At 66.6% G+C, this 16355-nt stretch carries 12 protein-coding genes; 5 read left to right on the forward strand and 7 right to left on the reverse strand.

Annotated features, from left to right (window positions below; all coding sequences use genetic code 11):
- Positions 1-22: 22 nt before the first annotated feature.
- The 7 genes from ACWCOP_RS02825 to bchF are packed head-to-tail and all read right to left on the reverse strand — an operon-like array spanning position 23 to position 10079.
- Complete coding sequence (locus ACWCOP_RS02825; RefSeq protein ID WP_478249717.1) at positions 23-1456, reverse strand: BCD family MFS transporter; 1434 nt, start codon at positions 1454-1456, stop codon at positions 23-25.
- Complete coding sequence (bchM, locus tag ACWCOP_RS02830) at positions 1453-2151, reverse strand: magnesium protoporphyrin IX methyltransferase (protein ID WP_478249718.1); 699 nt, start codon at positions 2149-2151, stop codon at positions 1453-1455. Before bchM ends, ACWCOP_RS02825 begins: the two co-directional genes overlap by 4 nt.
- A complete protein-coding gene (bchL, locus tag ACWCOP_RS02835) occupies positions 2151-3047 on the reverse strand; it encodes a ferredoxin:protochlorophyllide reductase (ATP-dependent) iron-sulfur ATP-binding protein (RefSeq protein WP_478250640.1) in 897 nt (298 codons plus the stop codon). Before bchL ends, bchM begins: the two co-directional genes overlap by 1 nt.
- 28 nt (positions 3048-3075) lie before the next feature.
- Positions 3076-6648 carry a magnesium chelatase subunit H gene (locus ACWCOP_RS02840; RefSeq protein ID WP_478249719.1) on the reverse strand — a complete coding sequence of 1191 codons (3573 nt, stop codon included), beginning with the start codon at positions 6646-6648 and terminating at the stop codon, positions 3076-3078.
- A complete protein-coding gene (gene bchB / locus ACWCOP_RS02845) occupies positions 6638-8200 on the reverse strand; it encodes a ferredoxin:protochlorophyllide reductase (ATP-dependent) subunit B (protein WP_478249720.1) in 1563 nt (520 codons plus the stop codon). The genes ACWCOP_RS02840 and bchB overlap by 11 nt, the downstream gene beginning before the upstream one ends.
- The gene (locus tag ACWCOP_RS02850; protein ID WP_478249721.1) at positions 8197-9477 is read right to left on the reverse strand and encodes a ferredoxin:protochlorophyllide reductase (ATP-dependent) subunit N; all 1281 of its coding nucleotides are present in this window, start codon (positions 9475-9477) and stop codon (positions 8197-8199) included. Before ACWCOP_RS02850 ends, bchB begins: the two co-directional genes overlap by 4 nt.
- Complete coding sequence (gene bchF, locus ACWCOP_RS02855) at positions 9474-10079, reverse strand: 2-vinyl bacteriochlorophyllide hydratase (RefSeq protein ID WP_478249722.1); 606 nt, start codon at positions 10077-10079, stop codon at positions 9474-9476. The genes ACWCOP_RS02850 and bchF overlap by 4 nt, the downstream gene beginning before the upstream one ends.
- A gap of 314 nt (positions 10080-10393) precedes the next feature.
- Here bchF and ACWCOP_RS02860 point away from each other — a divergent pair, with 314 nt between their 5' ends.
- The 5 genes from ACWCOP_RS02860 to ACWCOP_RS02880 all read left to right on the forward strand — a co-directional run bounded on the left by ACWCOP_RS02860 (position 10394) and on the right by ACWCOP_RS02880 (position 16349).
- Complete coding sequence (locus ACWCOP_RS02860; protein ID WP_478249723.1) at positions 10394-11302, forward strand: cobalamin B12-binding domain-containing protein; 909 nt, start codon at positions 10394-10396, stop codon at positions 11300-11302.
- Between the two features lie 31 nt (positions 11303-11333).
- Complete coding sequence (gene ppsR, locus ACWCOP_RS02865) at positions 11334-12773, forward strand: transcriptional regulator PpsR (protein WP_478249724.1); 1440 nt, start codon at positions 11334-11336, stop codon at positions 12771-12773.
- A gap of 96 nt (positions 12774-12869) precedes the next feature.
- Complete coding sequence (gene chlG / locus ACWCOP_RS02870; protein ID WP_478249725.1) at positions 12870-13772, forward strand: chlorophyll synthase ChlG; 903 nt, start codon at positions 12870-12872, stop codon at positions 13770-13772.
- 10 nt (positions 13773-13782) lie between these two features.
- Positions 13783-15153: a BCD family MFS transporter gene (locus ACWCOP_RS02875; protein ID WP_478249726.1), complete on the forward strand. Its 1371-nt coding sequence runs from the start codon at positions 13783-13785 to the stop codon at positions 15151-15153.
- Complete coding sequence (locus ACWCOP_RS02880; RefSeq protein WP_478249727.1) at positions 15150-16349, forward strand: geranylgeranyl diphosphate reductase; 1200 nt, start codon at positions 15150-15152, stop codon at positions 16347-16349. Before ACWCOP_RS02875 ends, ACWCOP_RS02880 begins: the two co-directional genes overlap by 4 nt.
- Positions 16350-16355: the final 6 nt, after the last annotated feature.

Below are 16355 nucleotides of genomic sequence, written 5' to 3' on the forward strand. Positions count from 1 at the left end.
GACAAGGCCTCCTTTTCAGCCTTTAGCCGGGAAATTCGGCGAGGCCGAATTTTCCCGATGTGCGCCCGGACCGGCCGCCGGCATGGCGGGCGAGGGGTCCAATTGCTGCGATTGCAGCGAATAAAAGCGCAATTTCAATATGATATACGACAGAGTATCCGACCGCCGGCCCTTGGAACGCCGGGCCGAGCGCGCCGGCGTCCGACAGTGTGGCGACGATGTCGCGCAGCGTGCCGCCCACCGCGACGCCGATCCCGGCGGCGGTGGCCTGCACCGCCCCCCAGGCGCCCAGGGCGATGCCGGATCCGTTGGCCTCGCCCAGTTCCATGGCGGCGGTGAGCGTGCCCACCGAGAACAGCCCGCCGCCCAGCCCGATCAGCATGGCGCCGAAGCGGAAGAAAAGAGGCGATCCGAGCGGATCGGAAAAAATCACGGCGGCGAAGGCGAACACGCCGATCACCATGCCGTAGGCGGCCAGGCGATGGGGGTCGCCGCCCTGAGAGAGGGCGCGAGCCGCAAAGGCGAAACCGATGAGGGCGCCGGCGGCCCACAGGGCGGTGAGCACCGTGGTGCCGGCGACCGAAAGACCCAGCACTTCGCCGCCATAGGGCTCAAGAAGCACGTCCTGCATCGCGAAGGCGGCCGCGCCAAGACCCGTGGCGACGAGAAGGCGTCCGGGGCGCCCGCCCGCCATGAAGGCGCGCCAGGCTTCTGCAAAGTCGGGGCGGTCGGCGTCGGCGCGGGTGAGGTGCGGCGCGCGCGCCTCCTGGCGCCACAGCGCCGCGATATTGAGGATGATGGTCAGCACGGCCGCGCCCTGGACCAGCTGGATCAGCTTCATCGAGGTGAAGTCGGCCAGCGCCAGACCGATGACGATGGCGCTGATCAGCATGCCCACCAGCAGCATGACATACAAAAGCGCCACGACGCGGGGGCGGTTGTCTTCGCTGGCCAGATCCGTGGCGAGCGCCAGGCCGGCGGTCTGGGTGGTGTGCATGCCTGCGCCCACCAGAAGGAAGGCGATGGCCGAAGCCAGCGGGCCCACGAAGGCCGGACCGTTGGTGTCGCCGGACATGATGACCAGCGCGAACGGCATGATCGCCAGCCCGCCGAACTGCATCAGCGAGCCGAACCAGATATAGGGCACCCGCCGCCAGCCCAGCGCCGAGACATGGGTGTCGGACTTGTAGCCGATCAGCGCGCGCAGCGGCGCGAACAGCAGCGGCAGCGCCACCATGAGCGCCACCAGCCCGGCCGGAAGGCCCAGCTCTGCGATCATCACACGGTTCAGCGTGCCTGTGAGCAGGACCGCAGCCATGCCCACAGAGACCTGGAACAGGGACAGGCGCAAAAGCCTGCTGAGCGGAAGCTCCTTCGTCGCCACGTCGGCGAACGGCAGCAGGGCCATGCCCAGCTGCGCCCAGCGGCGTGCGTTGAGGGAGCGGTTGTCGCTCATGCCCGAACCAGCTCCATGGCCTGTGAAATGTAGAAGAACTTGTTGACCCGCAGGGTGCGGCCCACGCGCCAGCCGGAAAGCTCCGGGCAGGCGGCGATGCGCTTGCGGATGCCGCCTTCGGTCACCGGAACGATGGCGGGCGAGCGGTCGGATTTGGGAAACAGCTTGCCGCCGCCCCAGATCATGAGCGTCGCCGGTGTGGCGGGCGCGAAGGTGAACATGACCGAGTGGCGGGCGCGCGATGCGAGCCCCGCGACCACCGAGACCATGTCGCGGGCGTTGTAGTGAATGACGGAGTCCATCGCCACCACACGGTCGACCTGCCCGGCCGACGCGTCAAGCATATCTCCGGCCCGAAACGACACCGAACCAGGTAAATCGGCCGGCGCGCGCGCGGCCGCCAGCTCCAAGAGGGTCGGCGACAGGTCCACCGCCTCCACATGGGCGCCGCGATGGGCCATGGCGAAGGCGAGCTGGCCGGCGCCGCACCCGGCGTCCAGCACGGTTTCGCCGGTCATGTCGGCCGGAAGCCAGGACAGGAAGGCGTCGCGAATGGAATTGCGGCCGTCGCGTACCTTGGCGCGCACGCCGCTGACCGGCGCTTCAGAGGTGAGCTTGGCCCAGGCCTCCACCGCGGTGCGGTCAAAGTAGGTCTCGAGCGCGTCGCGGCGCTCCTGATACGTGACGCCGGTCATCAATCGAACCCCAGGAAGTCAAAGATTTCACGATCTTTCATCGCCGTCGCCAGGCAAGGCTCAATGCCGTCCAGAAGCGAGGCGGCCAGACGCATGTACTCAGCCTGGACCGCTGCGATCTCGGGATCCTCGCTGTCCATCTCGAACAGGGTGCACTTTTTCAGGCGCGACCGGCGGATGGCGTCAAGGTCCGGGAAGTGGGCCAGGCGGCGCAGGCCGGTCTTTTCGGAAAACCGGTCGATCTCGTCCGTGGCTTTCGAACGGTTGGCGATGACCCCGCCCAGGCGCACTTCGTAATTCTTCGACTTGGCCGAAATCGCCGAGATGATGCGGTTCATGGCGAAGATGGAGTCAAAATCGTTGGCCGCGACGATCAGGCCGCGATGGGCGTGCTGCAGCGGCGAGGCGAAGCCGCCGCACACCACGTCGCCCAGCACGTCGAAAATCACCACGTCGGCGTCGTCCAGAAGGTGGTGCTCTTTGAGGAGCTTCACCGTCTGGCCGACGACATAGCCGCCGCAGCCGGTGCCGGCCGGCGGGCCGCCGGCCTCCACGCACATGACGCCGTTATAGCCTTCGAACATGTAGTCCTCGGGGCGCAGCTCCTCGGAGTGGAAATCGACGCTTTCCAGAACGTCGATCACCGTGGGCGCCAGGCGCTTGGTGAGGGTGAAGGTGGAGTCGTGCTTGGGGTCGCAGCCGATCTGGAGAACCTTCTTCCCGAGATGGGAGAAGGCGGCCGACAGATTGGACGATGTGGTCGACTTGCCGATGCCGCCCTTGCCGTACACGGCGAACACCTGAGCGGAGCTTATTTGAAGCGACGGGTCCAGCTGAACCTGGACGCTACCCTCTCCATCGGCGCGGCGGGGGGGCGGACGTTTGAGGTCGAGCATGGTCATGAGTCAGTCCTTTTGCGTGTCACTACGCGGTCGCTGCGGCGGCGGGGAGAACCCCCTCCAGGCGGTCTTCGATGGCTTCGCCGGCGCGCTTCAGCGCCTCCAGCGTCTCGGGGTCGGGTTGCCAGTAGTTGCGCTCATGGGCTTCCAGCAGGCGCTCCGACAGGCGTGCGGAGGCTTGCGGGTTCAGCTCGGCGAGCCGGTTGCGCATCTTCTCGTCGAGGACGTAGGTCTCCGACAGGCGCTGATAGACCCAGGGCTCGACCTGGCCGGTGGTGGCCGACCAGCCTAGCGTGTTGGTCACTTGCGCCTCGATCTGGCGAACGCCTTCATGGCCGTGCTTGAGCATGCCTTCAAACCATTTCGGGTTCAGGCTCCGCGAGCGGGTTTCCAGGGCGACTTGTTCTTTGAGGGTGCGCACTTTGGCCGAGCCGCGGGTCTGGTCGCCGATATAGACGGCCGCTTCGGTTCCGCGCGCGCGCTTCACCGCGCGGCTGATCCCGCCCAGCGTATCGAAATAATGGTCCACCGTGGTGACGCCGAGTTCGACCGATTCAAGGTTCTGATAGGCGACCTCGACATCTTTGAGGGTCTCGTTGAGGAGTTCCTTGCTGGAGCGGCTCTTGCCGTTGCGGCCATAGGCGAAGGACTTGCGGTTCTGATAGGCGTCCGCCAGCTCGTCCTCATTCTCCCAGGCGCCGCTGTCCACCAGGGCGTTGACGTTGGCGCCGTAAGCGCCTTCAGCGTTGGAGAAGACCCGCAGGCTGGCGTCTTCAATGTCGCAGCCCATTTTTTCGGCATAGGCCAGGCTGTGGGCGCGCACGAAATTCATCTCCACCGGCTCGTCGGCGGTGGCGGCCTTGAACGCGGCCTCGGCCAGAAGGTGGGTCTGGAGCGGCAGCAGGTCGCGGAAAATGCCCGACAGGGTCATCACCACGTCCACGCGCGGACGGCCCAGTTCTTCCAGCGAAATCAGATCGGCGCCGCACAGGCGGCCATAATCGTCAAAGCGCGGTTTTGCGCCCATGAGGGCCAGGGCCTGGGCGATGGGTCCGCCGTCGGACTTGATGTTGTCGGAGCCCCAGAGCACCAGCGCCACCGAGCGCGGCAGGGTGGGGTGGGTGTCCAGGAGGAGCTGGGCCTGCTTGGCGCCGTCAGCCATGGCGAACGGGGTCGGCATGCGGAACGGATCAAAGGCGTGGATATTGCGGCCCGCGGGCAGGACTTCGGGCGAGCGGATCAGATCGCCGCCCGGCGCCGGCGCGATGAAGCGGCCGGAAAGAGCGCGCATCAGCCCGGTCAGCTCGGCGTCGCCGCGCAGGTGTTCAGCCACTTGGGCCAGGATTTTCGGATTGGTTTCCGCCATCACCGACAGGTGCTCGGCGATTTCGGCCTCGTCGGGCGCGCGGCCCAGCACGTGGAGCCCGTCCGTGATCAGGGCGTCCTCGGTCTCCAGCAGCATCAGCCACAGGGCCTCGGGCTTCGAGCCGTCCATGTCCACGGCTTCAGCCTGCTCGACGATCAGCTCGGCGAGCTCGGCGCGGTGACTGTCGTCGGCGCCCATGGCGCGCCAGCGGGTGACGCTGTCTTTCAGTTCGGACAAGCCCTTGTAGAGGCCGGACGCGGCCAGCGGCGGGGTCACGTGGGTGACGGTCACTGCGTTGGCGCGGCGCTTGGCCAGGCTCGCTTCGGAGGGGTTGTTGGAGGCGTAGAGATAGACGTTCGGCATTTCGCCGATGAGCCGGTCGGGCCAGTCGCGCGCGCCAAGCCCGGCCTGCTTGCCCGGCATGAACTCCAGCGCGCCGTGCATGCCGAAGTGCAGCACCACGTCGGCCTGGTAGGTGTTCTTGAGCCAGAGATAGAACTGGGTGAAGGCGTGGGTGGGGGCGAATCCGCGCTCGAACAGGAGCCGCATGGGATCGCCTTCATAGCCGAAAGTAGGCTGAACGCCGACGAAGACATTGCCGAAATGGGCCCCGAGAATGAAAACGTTGCGCCCGTCAGAGAGCTGCTTGCCCGGCGCCGGACCCCACACCGCCTCGATGGCTTTGAGCGGGGGCGTGTTGCGGACGATTGTGTCGGCGCTGACCTTGTCGGCGACATTGGCTTCCTGCCCGTACTGCGCGGAATTGCCCTTGAGCACCGCGTCGCGCAGGGCGTCGACGGTTTTGGGAACCTCCACGTCATAGCCTTCGGCGGCCATGCGCTTGAGGGTGTTGAACAGGCTCTCAAAGACGCTGAGATAGGCTGCGGTGCCGATGGCGCCGGCGTTGGGCGGAAAGCCGAACAGGACCACGCCGACTTTCTTTTCGGCGTTCTCCATGCGGCGCAGCTTGGCCAGCCGGGCGGTCTTCTCGGCCAGCACTTCAATGCGCTCGGTGCACGGCGCCATGGCCTTGGAGCCGGCCTCGCTGGTGCAGCCGCGATGGCAGCCGGTGCAGGGTTCCGCGCCGTGGCGGCCGCCGAACACGGTGGGGTTGGTGGCCCCGTCCAGCTCGGGCAGAGCGATGAGAATGGTGGTCTCCACCGGACCCAGGCCGCCGGCGCTGTCGCCCCACTGGCCCAGGGTCTGAAATTCGATGGAGTGCGCTGCGATATAGGGCACGTCCAGGCCGGTGAGGGCTTCGACCGCGGCGGTGCTGTCGGTGTAGGCCGGGCCGCCCACGAGGCTGAAGCCGGTCAGCGACACCAGCGCGTCGATGGAGGCGCCGTTGGCGTCCTTGAAATAGCGGTCCATGGCCGGGCGCGCGTCGAGCCCGCCCGCAAAGGTCGGGACCACCCGCAGGCCGCGCGCCTCAAACGCCCGGATCACGGCGTCGAAATGGGCGGTGTCGGACGCCAGCACATAGCTGCGCAGCATCACGAGGCCCACCGTGGCCACCGGGTTTTTCGGCCCCGGAAGCTCGGCCAGGTCGGTGGTGATGTGATGACCCGGCAGATCGGGGTGGTAGAGACCCACGGCTGGATAATCCACCGGCGCCTTGGCCTGCACCTTGTTCCACTCACGATCGGGCGCGTAGCGGCCGACCAGGAAGCGGATCATCTGTTCGACATTGTCGTCCGAGCCGGCGAGCCAGTACTGCATGGTCAGGAAGTAGGCGCGCAGGTCCTGGAACTTGCCGGGCAGGAATTTCAGGATCTGCGGCAGCCGGCGCAGAATTTTCATGGAGGCTTCGGCCGAGGAGGACCGCTTTGTCTTCGGCTTGAGCTTCTTCAGCATCGCCATGGCGCCCGAGCTCGGCTTGGACATGTCCAGATCGCCGATGCGGGTGAGATTCACCAGCTGGGTGTCGGCGACCACGCCGAGCATGGCGTCGCAATGGTCGCGCCGCTCGCGCATGACCGGCAGGATCGCCTGAACGTGCTCTTCAAGGAACAGCAGATTGGCCACGATGATGTCGCCGGTGAGCACGGCTGCGCGGGCCGCGTCCAGCGCGGCCGGGTTCTCTGACCACTCGGCGGCGGCATGCACGCTGACATGCAGACCGGGAAAGTCAGCGGTCAGCCGGTCGAGCACGCGCAGGCAGGGGCCGGCCGCATGGTTGTCCAGCGTGACGATGACGACCCGGTACTCGGGCATATCGATATTATCGCGCATAGTGAGCCTTTGCGTCGTAGAGCGTGTCCACGCTGATCTCCGTCACACCCTGCTCTGCGGCATGCTTCTCGGTGTTCCGGCGAGCCTTGCCGCGCACGAAGAAGGGGATCTTCTTCAGCTCGGCGAGCGCGTCCTCGCCCCATACCGGCGCGCCGTCGACGGCGTCGGTCTGCGGGGCCTGAGCGGGCTCGGGCGTAGTGTGCTGAGCGTGGGACCCAAGATGGGACGGTCCGGCTTCGTCACTGAATTCAAAGTCTTCGCGGAACATGCCGAGCAGGTGCTCTTCCAGTCCCATGACGAGGGGGTGAACCCAGGTGTCGAAGATGACATTGGCGCCCTCGAACCCCATCTGGGGGGCGTAGCGCGCGGGGAAGTCCTCCACATGAACCGGCGCGGAGATCACCGCGCAGGACACGCTGAGGCGCTTGGAGATGTGGCGCTCCATCTGGGTGCCGAGCACCAGCTCGGGGCGGGCGGCCTCGATGGCGGCTTCAACTTCCAGATAGTCGTCGGTGATCAGCGGCTCGACGCCGTATTTTGCTGCGGCCTCGCGCACGCCGCGGGCGTATTCGCGATTATACGCGCCCAGGCCCACCAGCTCGAAACCCATTTCCTCGACCGCGACGCGGGCCGCCGCGATGGCGTGGGTGGCGTCGCCGAAGATGAAGACACGCTTGCCGGTGAGATAGTTGGAATCCACCGAGCGCGACCACCAGGGCAGGCGCAGATCGCGCTCGTCCAGGCCGGCGGCCGGATCCACGCCGGCGATCTCGGCCACTTCAGCGACGAAGTCGCGCGTGGCGCCGACGCCGATGGGGATGGTCTTGGTGTAAGGCTGGCCGAAGGCTTTCTCCAGCCAGCGGGCGGCTTCGCCGGCGATCTCGGGATAGAGGACGACGTTGAAGTCCGCCTCGCCCAGCCGCGAGACATCGGCCGGAGTGGCGCCCAAGGGCGCGCAAACCGAAACGTCGACGCCCATGCGGTTGAGAAGGCTGGTGATTTCCTTGACATCGTCACGATGGCGAAAGCCCAGCGCCGCGGCGCCCAGAACATTGCAGCGCGGACGTCCGGGCGCACGCTCGGCCTTGGCCTCGCCGGGCGCCGGGGCGCTGGCGCCGCACAGGCCGCGCACCAAGCGGTAGAAGGTTTCCGACGCGCCCCAGTTTTCTTTCTTCTGATAGGACGGCAGCTCCAGCGGCAGGACCGGAATGGGCAGGCCCAGCGTGGTGGCGAGTCCGCCGGGATCGTCCTGGATCAGCTCGGCCGTGCAGGACGCGCCCACGAGCATGGCCGTGGGCTTGTAGCGGTCATAGGCCTCCTGGGCGGCGACCTTGAACAGCTCGGCGGTGTCGGTTCCCAGATCGCGGGCCTGGAAGGTGGTGTAGGTCACCGGCGGGCGATGGTCGCGCCGCTCGATCATGGTGAACAACAGGTCCGCATACGTGTCGCCCTGGGGCGCGTGGAGGACGTAGTGCAGATCCTCCATGGCGGTGGCGACACGCATGGCGCCCACATGGGGCGGGCCTTCATATGTCCAGACTGTGAGTTTCATCCAACCCTCAAAAGATCGCGGCGCTTCAAGGGGCGGGTGAACAGCTCGGCCAGATCGCCGGCCTGCTCGAAGCCTTGAATCGGTGTGAAGACCAGCTCGATGGCCCACTTGGTGGAGAGGCCCTCGGCCTCCAGCGGGTTGGCCAGGCCGAGCCCGCACACGGTGAGGTCGGGGCGCGCGGCGCGGCAGCGATCAAGCTGACGGTCCACGTTCTGGCCTTCGCTCAGCTGGACATCAGCCGGCAGGCGCGGCAGCTCGCAGTCAAGATGCGTGCGGTGCAGATAGGGCGTGCCCACCTCGATCAGCCGGGCGCCGAGCTCTTCGTGGAGGAAGCGCGCCAGCGGAATTTCGAGCTGGGAATCGGGGAAGAAAAAGACGCTGCGGCCCGAAAGGGCTTCGCGGTGACGGGTCAGCGCCTTGCGGGCGCGAGCGCGCGGCGCGGCGATGACGGTTTCGAATCGGTCTTCGCTGACGCTCCAGACGTCCGCTGCGGCGCGAAGCCAGGCTTCGGTGCCGTTGGCGCCCAGGGGAAACGGCGCCGCGATCCGCCGTGCGCCGCGCCCTTCAAGGGCCGCGCCGGTGCGGGCCAGGAAAGGCTGGGCCAGAAGATAGCGCGTGCCGGGACCCACCGCGGGAAGATCGCCGGAGGTGCGCGCGGGCAGGAAGCGGACAGGGCCGACCCCCAGAGCGTCGAACAGGCGGACGAACTGGTCCTCCACCACATCGGCCAGGGCGCCCACCACCAGCAGCGAAGCCTCTTCGGCCGGCGCGCGGGGCAGCTCGGCGACGAGGGCTTCAAGGCAGGTGTCTTCGCCTTCGGTGAAGGTGGTTTCAATGCCGCTGCCGCTATAGCTGAGCACGCGCACGCCGTCGGTGGCGGCGTCGAGCCGCGCGGCGGCGCGCGACAGGTCAAGCTTGATCACTTCGCTGGGGCAGGACCCCACCAGAAACAGCATCTTGATGTCCGGGCGCCGCGCCAGGACCTGGGCGGCGACCCGGTCGAGCTCTTCATTGGCGTCGGCCATGCCGGCCAGATCGCGCTCCTCAATGATCGCGGTGGCGAATCGGGGCTCGGCGAAGATCATCACGCCGGCCGCCGACTGCATCAGGTGCGCGCAGGTGCGCGAGCCGACGATGAGGAAAAAGGCGTCCTGGATCTTGCGGTGCAGCCAGACAATGCCGGTCAATCCGCAGAACACTTCGCGCTGGCCGCGCTCACGCAGGATCTCCGGGGCGCAGCCGCCTTCAGACGTTACAGTAGCAGGCGTGGAGGTCACGAAGGGGCTCCCTCCAGACGCGCCATCCTCAGTTTCCAGATGAATTGACCTGCGTTGACGACGTAGGTGGCGTAGGCCGCCAGGGCGAGCAACATCTGATCGGTGGATGTGCCCAGCCCGAAGAAGACCGCAGCCAGATATGCGGTGTGCAGGGCCAGGACGAGCATGGAGAAGACGTCCTCCCAGAAGAAGGAGGGCGCGAAGAGATAGCGGCCGAAGACCACCTTCTCCCAGATCGCGCCGGTCACCATGATCGTGTAGAGCAGCACCGTCTTGGCGATCACCGAGAGGGTGGCCAGAAGATAGCCCTCGCCGGTGCTGAGATAGCGCAACACCAGAAACAGGCTGATGGCGAACACCAGAAACTGAAGCGGCGCGAGAAGGCCCTGGACCAGCGTCCAGGGGGTCGCGTCGCGGCGCACTCTTTGCTCAGGCGTGTAGAGCGGAGCGCGGGTCTTGCGCTCGATGCGGTGGTGATGCCGACTCGCGCAGCCTGCGTGAGCGGTCCAGGGGCAGGGGGCGATCATGTCGATCCATCCCTGCAGGGTCTGACCCGGCTCATGAGAGATTCGGCGATCGTGGCTTTGTGTTGCGGCCCGCATGGCGCGGCCTCCCTTGCGCATGTCTATGGAGGACAGCGTACGGCAGGAATTTCCAAAGTGTCAATATTTTTGGACGTCCGAAAAAATTGACAGATTGAGATCGCTTTATAGAATGCGCTCAGGTTCAAAATTTCTGGTCTTCGGAAAAAGAAGCTGCCACGATGAGTGTCAATGAAGGGGCGGTCCGACCTGGCGCCCTGGCTCAGGGTCGGTCCGTCACCGCCGCCGCCGGTCAACCGGCGCCGGTACACAAAGCGTGGAGAGGGGCGGCTCGATCGTCCGATCATTCACGCGGGGATGGGAGGACACTTGTTATGGCCGACACAGCCTTGAATCGGTTCGGGCTCGCGGGCCTCGCCCGCGCGACGCAGCTGTCACTGGACTGGAAAAACTGGGGTCAGGCCGGCAAGCCGTATGAGCTTGAGCCCGCCGGTCCGCCCAAGGAGGTCCTGGACAAGCTGATCGAGGCGGAAATCATTCCGCGGCTCATGCTGGTTAATCGCGGCGCGTCTGAGATGATGAAGGCCGACGGCTCAGAAGCCTTGCGTTCGCTCAAATTCGACGCGGACCAGGTGGACGGTTTCGCGCGCCGCACGATCACGGCCGATCCCGATGACCTGGTCGCGGAGATCGACACCCTGATGGACGCGGGCGCCTCTCACGAAGACATTCTGCTCAAGCTCATGGCTCCGGCGGCTCGCCGCCTTGGCAAGCTGTGGGACGAGGACGGATGCGATTTCGCCGACGTCACGATCGGCCTGATGAAGATGCACCGGGTTCTGGAGCGTGTGAACGCAGACTGTCCCACCGGCATGGGCGCCGGCGGGGTGTCTCCGCGGGTGCTCCTGGCGCCGGCGCCGGGCGAGCAACACGTGTTCGGAGTCGTGATGGTCGGTGAATTTTTCACCCGGGCCGGGTGGCGCGTCCGCTGCGAGTCCACGCCCGAGGTCGCGCACATCGCGCGCGCAGTGAGTGAAGACCACTACGACGTGGTCGGCCTGTCTGTGAGTTCGGACCTGAATCTGCGTACCTTGCGCTCCGCGATCAAGCTTGTTCGCGCGCGCTCTCTTAATCGCGACGTGTTCGTCCTGGTGGGCGGGAACGCGTTTAATGAAGACCTTGGCCTGGCCAAGCGTGTGGGTGCGGATGCAACCGCTACGGACGGGGTGCGTGCGGTTGTCACTGCGCAGCGTTTGGTTCATAGGCTCTCGCGCGTTGAATGATCGATTGAATCTTTAATCACAAGGCGACTCCATGGATACCAAGGCCCCAGTAGGCCCGAACGCGCGGTTTAGATCCCGCGAGGTCGTTCGCTCGGCGTTCGTGGACGAAGCGGCGGCGGACCTCGCCGCCAACGCAGCCGATCTCGCCTTGCTCGTGGACCAGCGCGGCGTCGTGCGTGACGCCGCTTATTCGGGTGAAGAGTTTTCCGAGGCCGATTCGGTGGATTCCTGGATCGGTCAGAAATGGATTGATCTCGTAAACTCCGATTCGCGCGAGAAGGTTATTGCCCTGCTGGGTCAGCCCAGCGCCACCGGGCCCCGCCGCTGGCGTCATGTCAATCAGCGCCGGCCCGACGGGTCGGATCTGCCAATCTCCTACTTCACCCTGCCCGCCGGACGCGGCGGCTGGATTCTGGCGGTGGGCCGCGATCTGCGGGCGGCGTCGAGCATGCAGCAGCGCCTGATCGAGGCGCAGCGCTCCATGGAGCGCGACTATGCCCGCGTGCGTGAGGCCGAGACGCGGTTCCGGCTCCTGTTCCAGCTCGCCTCCGAAGGCGTCGTCATCATCGACGGTAATTCATTTCGGATCACCGACGTCAATCCGGCGGCGGCCCGGCTGCTGGGCCGCTCCTCGCAACGCCTTGAAGGCCGGTCGCTGGACGGCGCTTTCGGGGCGGGCTGCGCGGAATCAGTGCGCGAAACGCTTGCCGTGGCCCGCAAGACCGGCCGCACCGAGCAGATCGAGCTGACGCCCGAGGGCGCCAAGAAGCCCTGCCTGATGCTCGCCTCGGTCTATCGCCAGGGCCGCGAAGTCTACTATCTGGTGCGGCTGTCGGCCAAAGACCCCAAGGCGGCGGCGGACTCCGACGCCTCCCTGTCCCGGCTGGCAGCCATTCTTCCGGACGGGCTGGTGCTCACCGGCGAGGACGGCAAGATTCTCTCCGTCAACGAGGCCTTTGTAGAGCTGGCCCAGCTCAGCGACGCTGATGCGGCGATGGGTGCGCCCATCGAGCATTATCTGGGCCGCACCGAAACCGAGCTCAACGTGCTCATGGCCAATCTGCGCGAGCACGGCGTGATCCGCAATTTCGCCACCCTGCTGCGCAGCCGCCACGATCTGCGCGAGCCGGTGGAGGTTTCCGCCGTAGCCGCGCCGGGGCCCACCGGCGGCGTGTTCGGCTTTTCGGTTCGGCCGGTGGGCCGGCGCCTTGTGGCCGGGCGTGGGGCTGAAGGGGCGCCGATGCCCGGCAGCGTGGACCAGCTGTCAGATCTCGTCGGCCGCGTCGCGCTCAAGGACATCGTGCGCGAGAGCACCGACATGATCGAGCGCAGCTGCATCGAAGCGGCGCTGGAATTGACCAATGACAATCGCGCTTCGGCCGCCGAAATCCTCGGCCTGAGCCGCCAGAGCCTTTACGCGAAAATGCACCGCCACAAGATCGGCGAGCTGCAGCCCAAATCCGAACACTGAGGCCCCGCGGCGGCCCTGAACCGTCTCGCGAAATCGGCCCTGAAAAAGCGTCAAGTTTAGTTGACGCTTTTATGTGTTCGCCATACCTTACACCGTATGGACCACTCGCTCTCTCCGCCCCGCGCGCCTCTGCGTACCTCGCTTCTCGCGGTGGTGGAGCTGTCCAAGCCTGTCACCTGGTTTCCGCCCATGTGGGCCTTCGGGTGCGGGGTGGTCTCCAGCGGACAATTCGGTCTGGATACGCTCGGCCTTCTGCTGGCCGGCGTGGTGCTGGCCGGTCCGCTTTTGTGCGCCGGCAGTCAGACGGTCAATGACTGGTTTGATCGCCATGTGGACGCCATCAATGAGCCGAACCGGCCGATTCCCTCCGGGCGCATCCCGGGCAGGTGGGGGCTTTGGATCGCCATCTTCTGGTCCATCGCCGGCCTGGTCTGGGCGGCGTTTCTCGGCATCTGGGTTTTTGCGGCCGCGGCGCTGGGCGTTGCCTTGTCCTGGGCCTATAGCGCGCCGCCGGTGCGCTTAAAGCGCAGCGGCGTCTGGGGTCCGCTTTCGGTGGGCGTCTCCTATGAGGGCCTAGCCTGGTTCACCGGCGCCGCGGTGATGACGCAGGCGCTGCCGTCGGGCGCGACCATCACCATGGCCGTTCTCTATAGCCTGGGGGCCTACGGGATCATGGTCCTTAACGATTTCAAGGCGATCGAAGGCGACCAGAAGATGGGGCTTAGATCGCTGCCGGCGGTGCTCGGCCCGCGCAAGGCGGCGAGGATCGCTTGCGTCGTGATGGCGGCGCCGCAGTTTTATGTGGTCTGGCTGCTGCTCATCTGGGGCCGGCCGATCCATGCCGGTCTCGTGGCCCTGGCGCTTGTGGCCCAGATCATCCTGATGTCCCGCCTGTTGCGCGACCCCAAGGCGCTTGCGCCCTGGTTCAACGCCACCGGCGTCACCCTTTACGTACTCGGCATGCTGGTGAGCGCCTTCGCCGTGTCCAATCTGAGCTGAGGAAGCCGCCATGACGGGCGCCCGCACCCAAAGCACCAGCAGCGCCGATCGCGGCTATTTAAGCTGGATCGAGATCGTCAGGCTGGGCCTCGTTCAGGCGGCGCTGGGCTCCATCGTGGTTCTCACCACCTCCACCCTGAACCGGGTGATGGTGGTGGAGCTGGCGCTTCCGGCCATGTTGCCGGGCGCGCTTGTGGGTCTGCACTATGCGGTGCAGCTCACCCGCCCGCGCTGGGGCCATGGCTCCGACATGGGCGGGGCGCGTACGCCCTGGATCATCGCCGGCATGGCGGTTCTGGCGATGGGCGGCGTCCTCGCTGCGGTGGCCACTGCATGGACCGCCACATCGCCGATCGCGGGGATCGCGCTGGCCGTTTTCGCCTTTGTCATGATCGGCGGCGGCGTCGGCGCGGCGGGAACTTCGCTCCTGGCGCTCCTGGCAACCGATGTCGCGCCCGAACGGCGCGCCCCGGCGGCGTCGATCACGTGGATCATGATGATTTTCGGCTTCGCCGTGACCGCCGGGGTCGCCGGCGGCCAGCTTGATCCGTTCACGCTGACCCGCTTCGTGGCCGTCACCGCCGCGGTGAGCGCCATCGCTTTTGCGCTGTGCGTCGTCGCGGTCCTGGGCGTGGAGCGCAGCGGGCAGGCGAGGCGCGCCAGGCGCGCCGAGGCCGGCCCGGCGGCGCCGAAAACCAATTTCAAGCAGGCGATGAAAGAGGTGTGGGGCGAGCCCAAGGCGCGCCGGTTCACCATCTTCGTCTTCGTTTCCATGCTCGCCTATAGCAGCCAGGACATGATCCTGGAGCCGTTCAGCGGCCTCGTGTTCAACCTGACGCCGGGCCAGTCGACACAGCTCGCCGGAGTACAGAACGCGGGTGTCCTTCTGGGCATGATCGGCGTGGCGGTGCTGGGCGCCCGGCTGAGCGGAAGCCGTTTCGGCCGGCGCCAGGCCTGGGTCATCGGCGGCTGCGTCGCCTCGTCCCTGGCGTTGCTGGGCCTGGCGGCCGCCAGCCTTGTGGGTCCCGGCTGGCCGCTAGGATTGTCCGTCTTTCTTCTGGGCCTTTCCAACGGCGCCTTCGCCGTCGCCGCCATCGGCGCGATGATGGGTCTGGCCGGCGCGGACGGTCCGGGCCGCGAAGGCGTGCGGATCGGCCTTTGGGGCGCGGCCCAGGCGATCGCCTTTGGGGTCGGAGGCTTTCTCGGCGCCGCCGCCATCGATGCGGCGCGCGCGCTCTTCGCCGACGCGACCGTGGCCTTCGGGCTCGTCTTCGCAATCGAAGCCGCCCTGTTCCTCGTGGCCGCGCGTCTGGCGCTCGGCGTGGAGGAAACCGAAACTCAAACCCAGTCCATACCCAGCCTGGCGGGAGGCGCCTCATGACGCATGCACTCAAGACCTATGACGCTGTCGTCGTCGGGGGCGGCCCCGCCGGGGCCGTCGCCGCGCAAACCCTGTGCGAGGGCGGTGCTTCAGTTTTGCTGATCGACAAGCCGGGGCGCATCAAGCCCTGCGGCGGCGCTGTGCCGCCCAAGCTGATCCGCGAGTTCAAGATCCCCGAGGCCCAGATCGTGGCCCGCACCCGCGGGGCGCGTATCCTTGCGCCCTCAGGCCTTGAAGTGGATATGCCCATCGGCGACGGGTATGTGGGGATGGTGGACCGGGAGTTCTTCGACGAGTTTCTGCGTGAGCGCGCCGCAGCCGCCGGCGCCGAGCGGCGCGACGGCTCCTTTGAATGTGTCGAGCGCGATGATGACGGTACCGCGATCATCGTGTTCAGCCCTCACGATGCGCCTGACGAAACGATCCGCGTACGCGCGCGCGTCATTGTCGGCGCCGATGGCGCGCGGTCGAAGCTGGCCAAGCAGACGGTGAAGGGAGCCGAGAAGGTCAAGAGCGTCTTCGCCTATCATGAGATCGTTCGCGCGCCCCAGGGCGGGAGCGTCGGCCACTACCACGCCGACCGCTGCGACGTGATTTATGACGGCCGCATTTCGCCGGACTTTTACGGCTGGGTGTTTCCCCATGGCGAGCTCGCCAGCATCGGCACGGGCAGCCAGGTGAAGGGCTTCTCCCTTCGCAGCGCGGTGAAGTCGCTGCGCGAATCCTCCGGCCTTGCTGGTTGCGAAGTCGTACGCCGTGAAGGCGCGCCGCTGCCCTACAAGCCTGCGCCGCGCTGGGACAATGGCCGCGACGTGGTGCTGGCCGGCGACGCCGCCGGCGCGGTGGCCCCGTCTTCGGGCGAGGGCATCTTCTACGCCATGACGTCCGGTCAGATGGCCGGTGAAGGCGCGCTGGAGTTTCTGGCGACCGGTCAGGCCAGGGCCCTGGCCGCGGTGCGCAAGCGCTTCATGAAGGCGCACGGACAGACCTTCTTCGTGCTCGGGATCATGCAGCATTTCTGGTACCGCAACGACAAGCGCCGCGAGCGCTTCGTGAAGATCTGCGCCGATCAGGACGTCCAGCGCCTCACCTGGCAGGGCTATATGGAGAAGGAGCTGGTGAAGACCGATCACGCCGCCCACGCGAAGATCTTCTTCAAGGATCTCGCCCACCTGGTGGGCCTGTCGCCGCGATGAACCTGT

The organism is Apolloniradiicaulis salifontis (assembly GCF_053756655.1).

Excerpts from the sequence above, each read along its gene's own strand:
- bchM (WP_478249718.1), bottom strand. The coding sequence starts at position 2,151 with ATGACCGGCGTCACGTATCAGGAGCGCCGCGACGCGCTCGAGACCTAC.
- ACWCOP_RS02825 (WP_478249717.1), bottom strand. The coding sequence starts at position 1,456 with ATGAGCGACAACCGCTCCCTCAACGCACGCCGCTGGGCGCAGCTGGGC.
- ppsR (WP_478249724.1), top strand. The coding sequence starts at position 11,334 with ATGGATACCAAGGCCCCAGTAGGCCCGAACGCGCGGTTTAGATCCCGC.
- ACWCOP_RS02860 (WP_478249723.1), top strand. The coding sequence starts at position 10,394 with ATGGCCGACACAGCCTTGAATCGGTTCGGGCTCGCGGGCCTCGCCCGC.
- ACWCOP_RS02875 (WP_478249726.1), top strand. The coding sequence starts at position 13,783 with ATGACGGGCGCCCGCACCCAAAGCACCAGCAGCGCCGATCGCGGCTAT.
- ACWCOP_RS02840 (WP_478249719.1), bottom strand. The coding sequence starts at position 6,648 with ATGCGCGATAATATCGATATGCCCGAGTACCGGGTCGTCATCGTCACG.
- chlG (WP_478249725.1), top strand. The coding sequence starts at position 12,870 with ATGGACCACTCGCTCTCTCCGCCCCGCGCGCCTCTGCGTACCTCGCTT.
- ACWCOP_RS02880 (WP_478249727.1), top strand. The coding sequence starts at position 15,150 with ATGACGCATGCACTCAAGACCTATGACGCTGTCGTCGTCGGGGGCGGC.
- bchL (WP_478250640.1), bottom strand. The coding sequence starts at position 3,047 with ATGCTCGACCTCAAACGTCCGCCCCCCCGCCGCGCCGATGGAGAGGGT.
- bchF (WP_478249722.1), bottom strand. The coding sequence starts at position 10,079 with ATGCGGGCCGCAACACAAAGCCACGATCGCCGAATCTCTCATGAGCCG.
- bchB (WP_478249720.1), bottom strand. The coding sequence starts at position 8,200 with ATGAAACTCACAGTCTGGACATATGAAGGCCCGCCCCATGTGGGCGCC.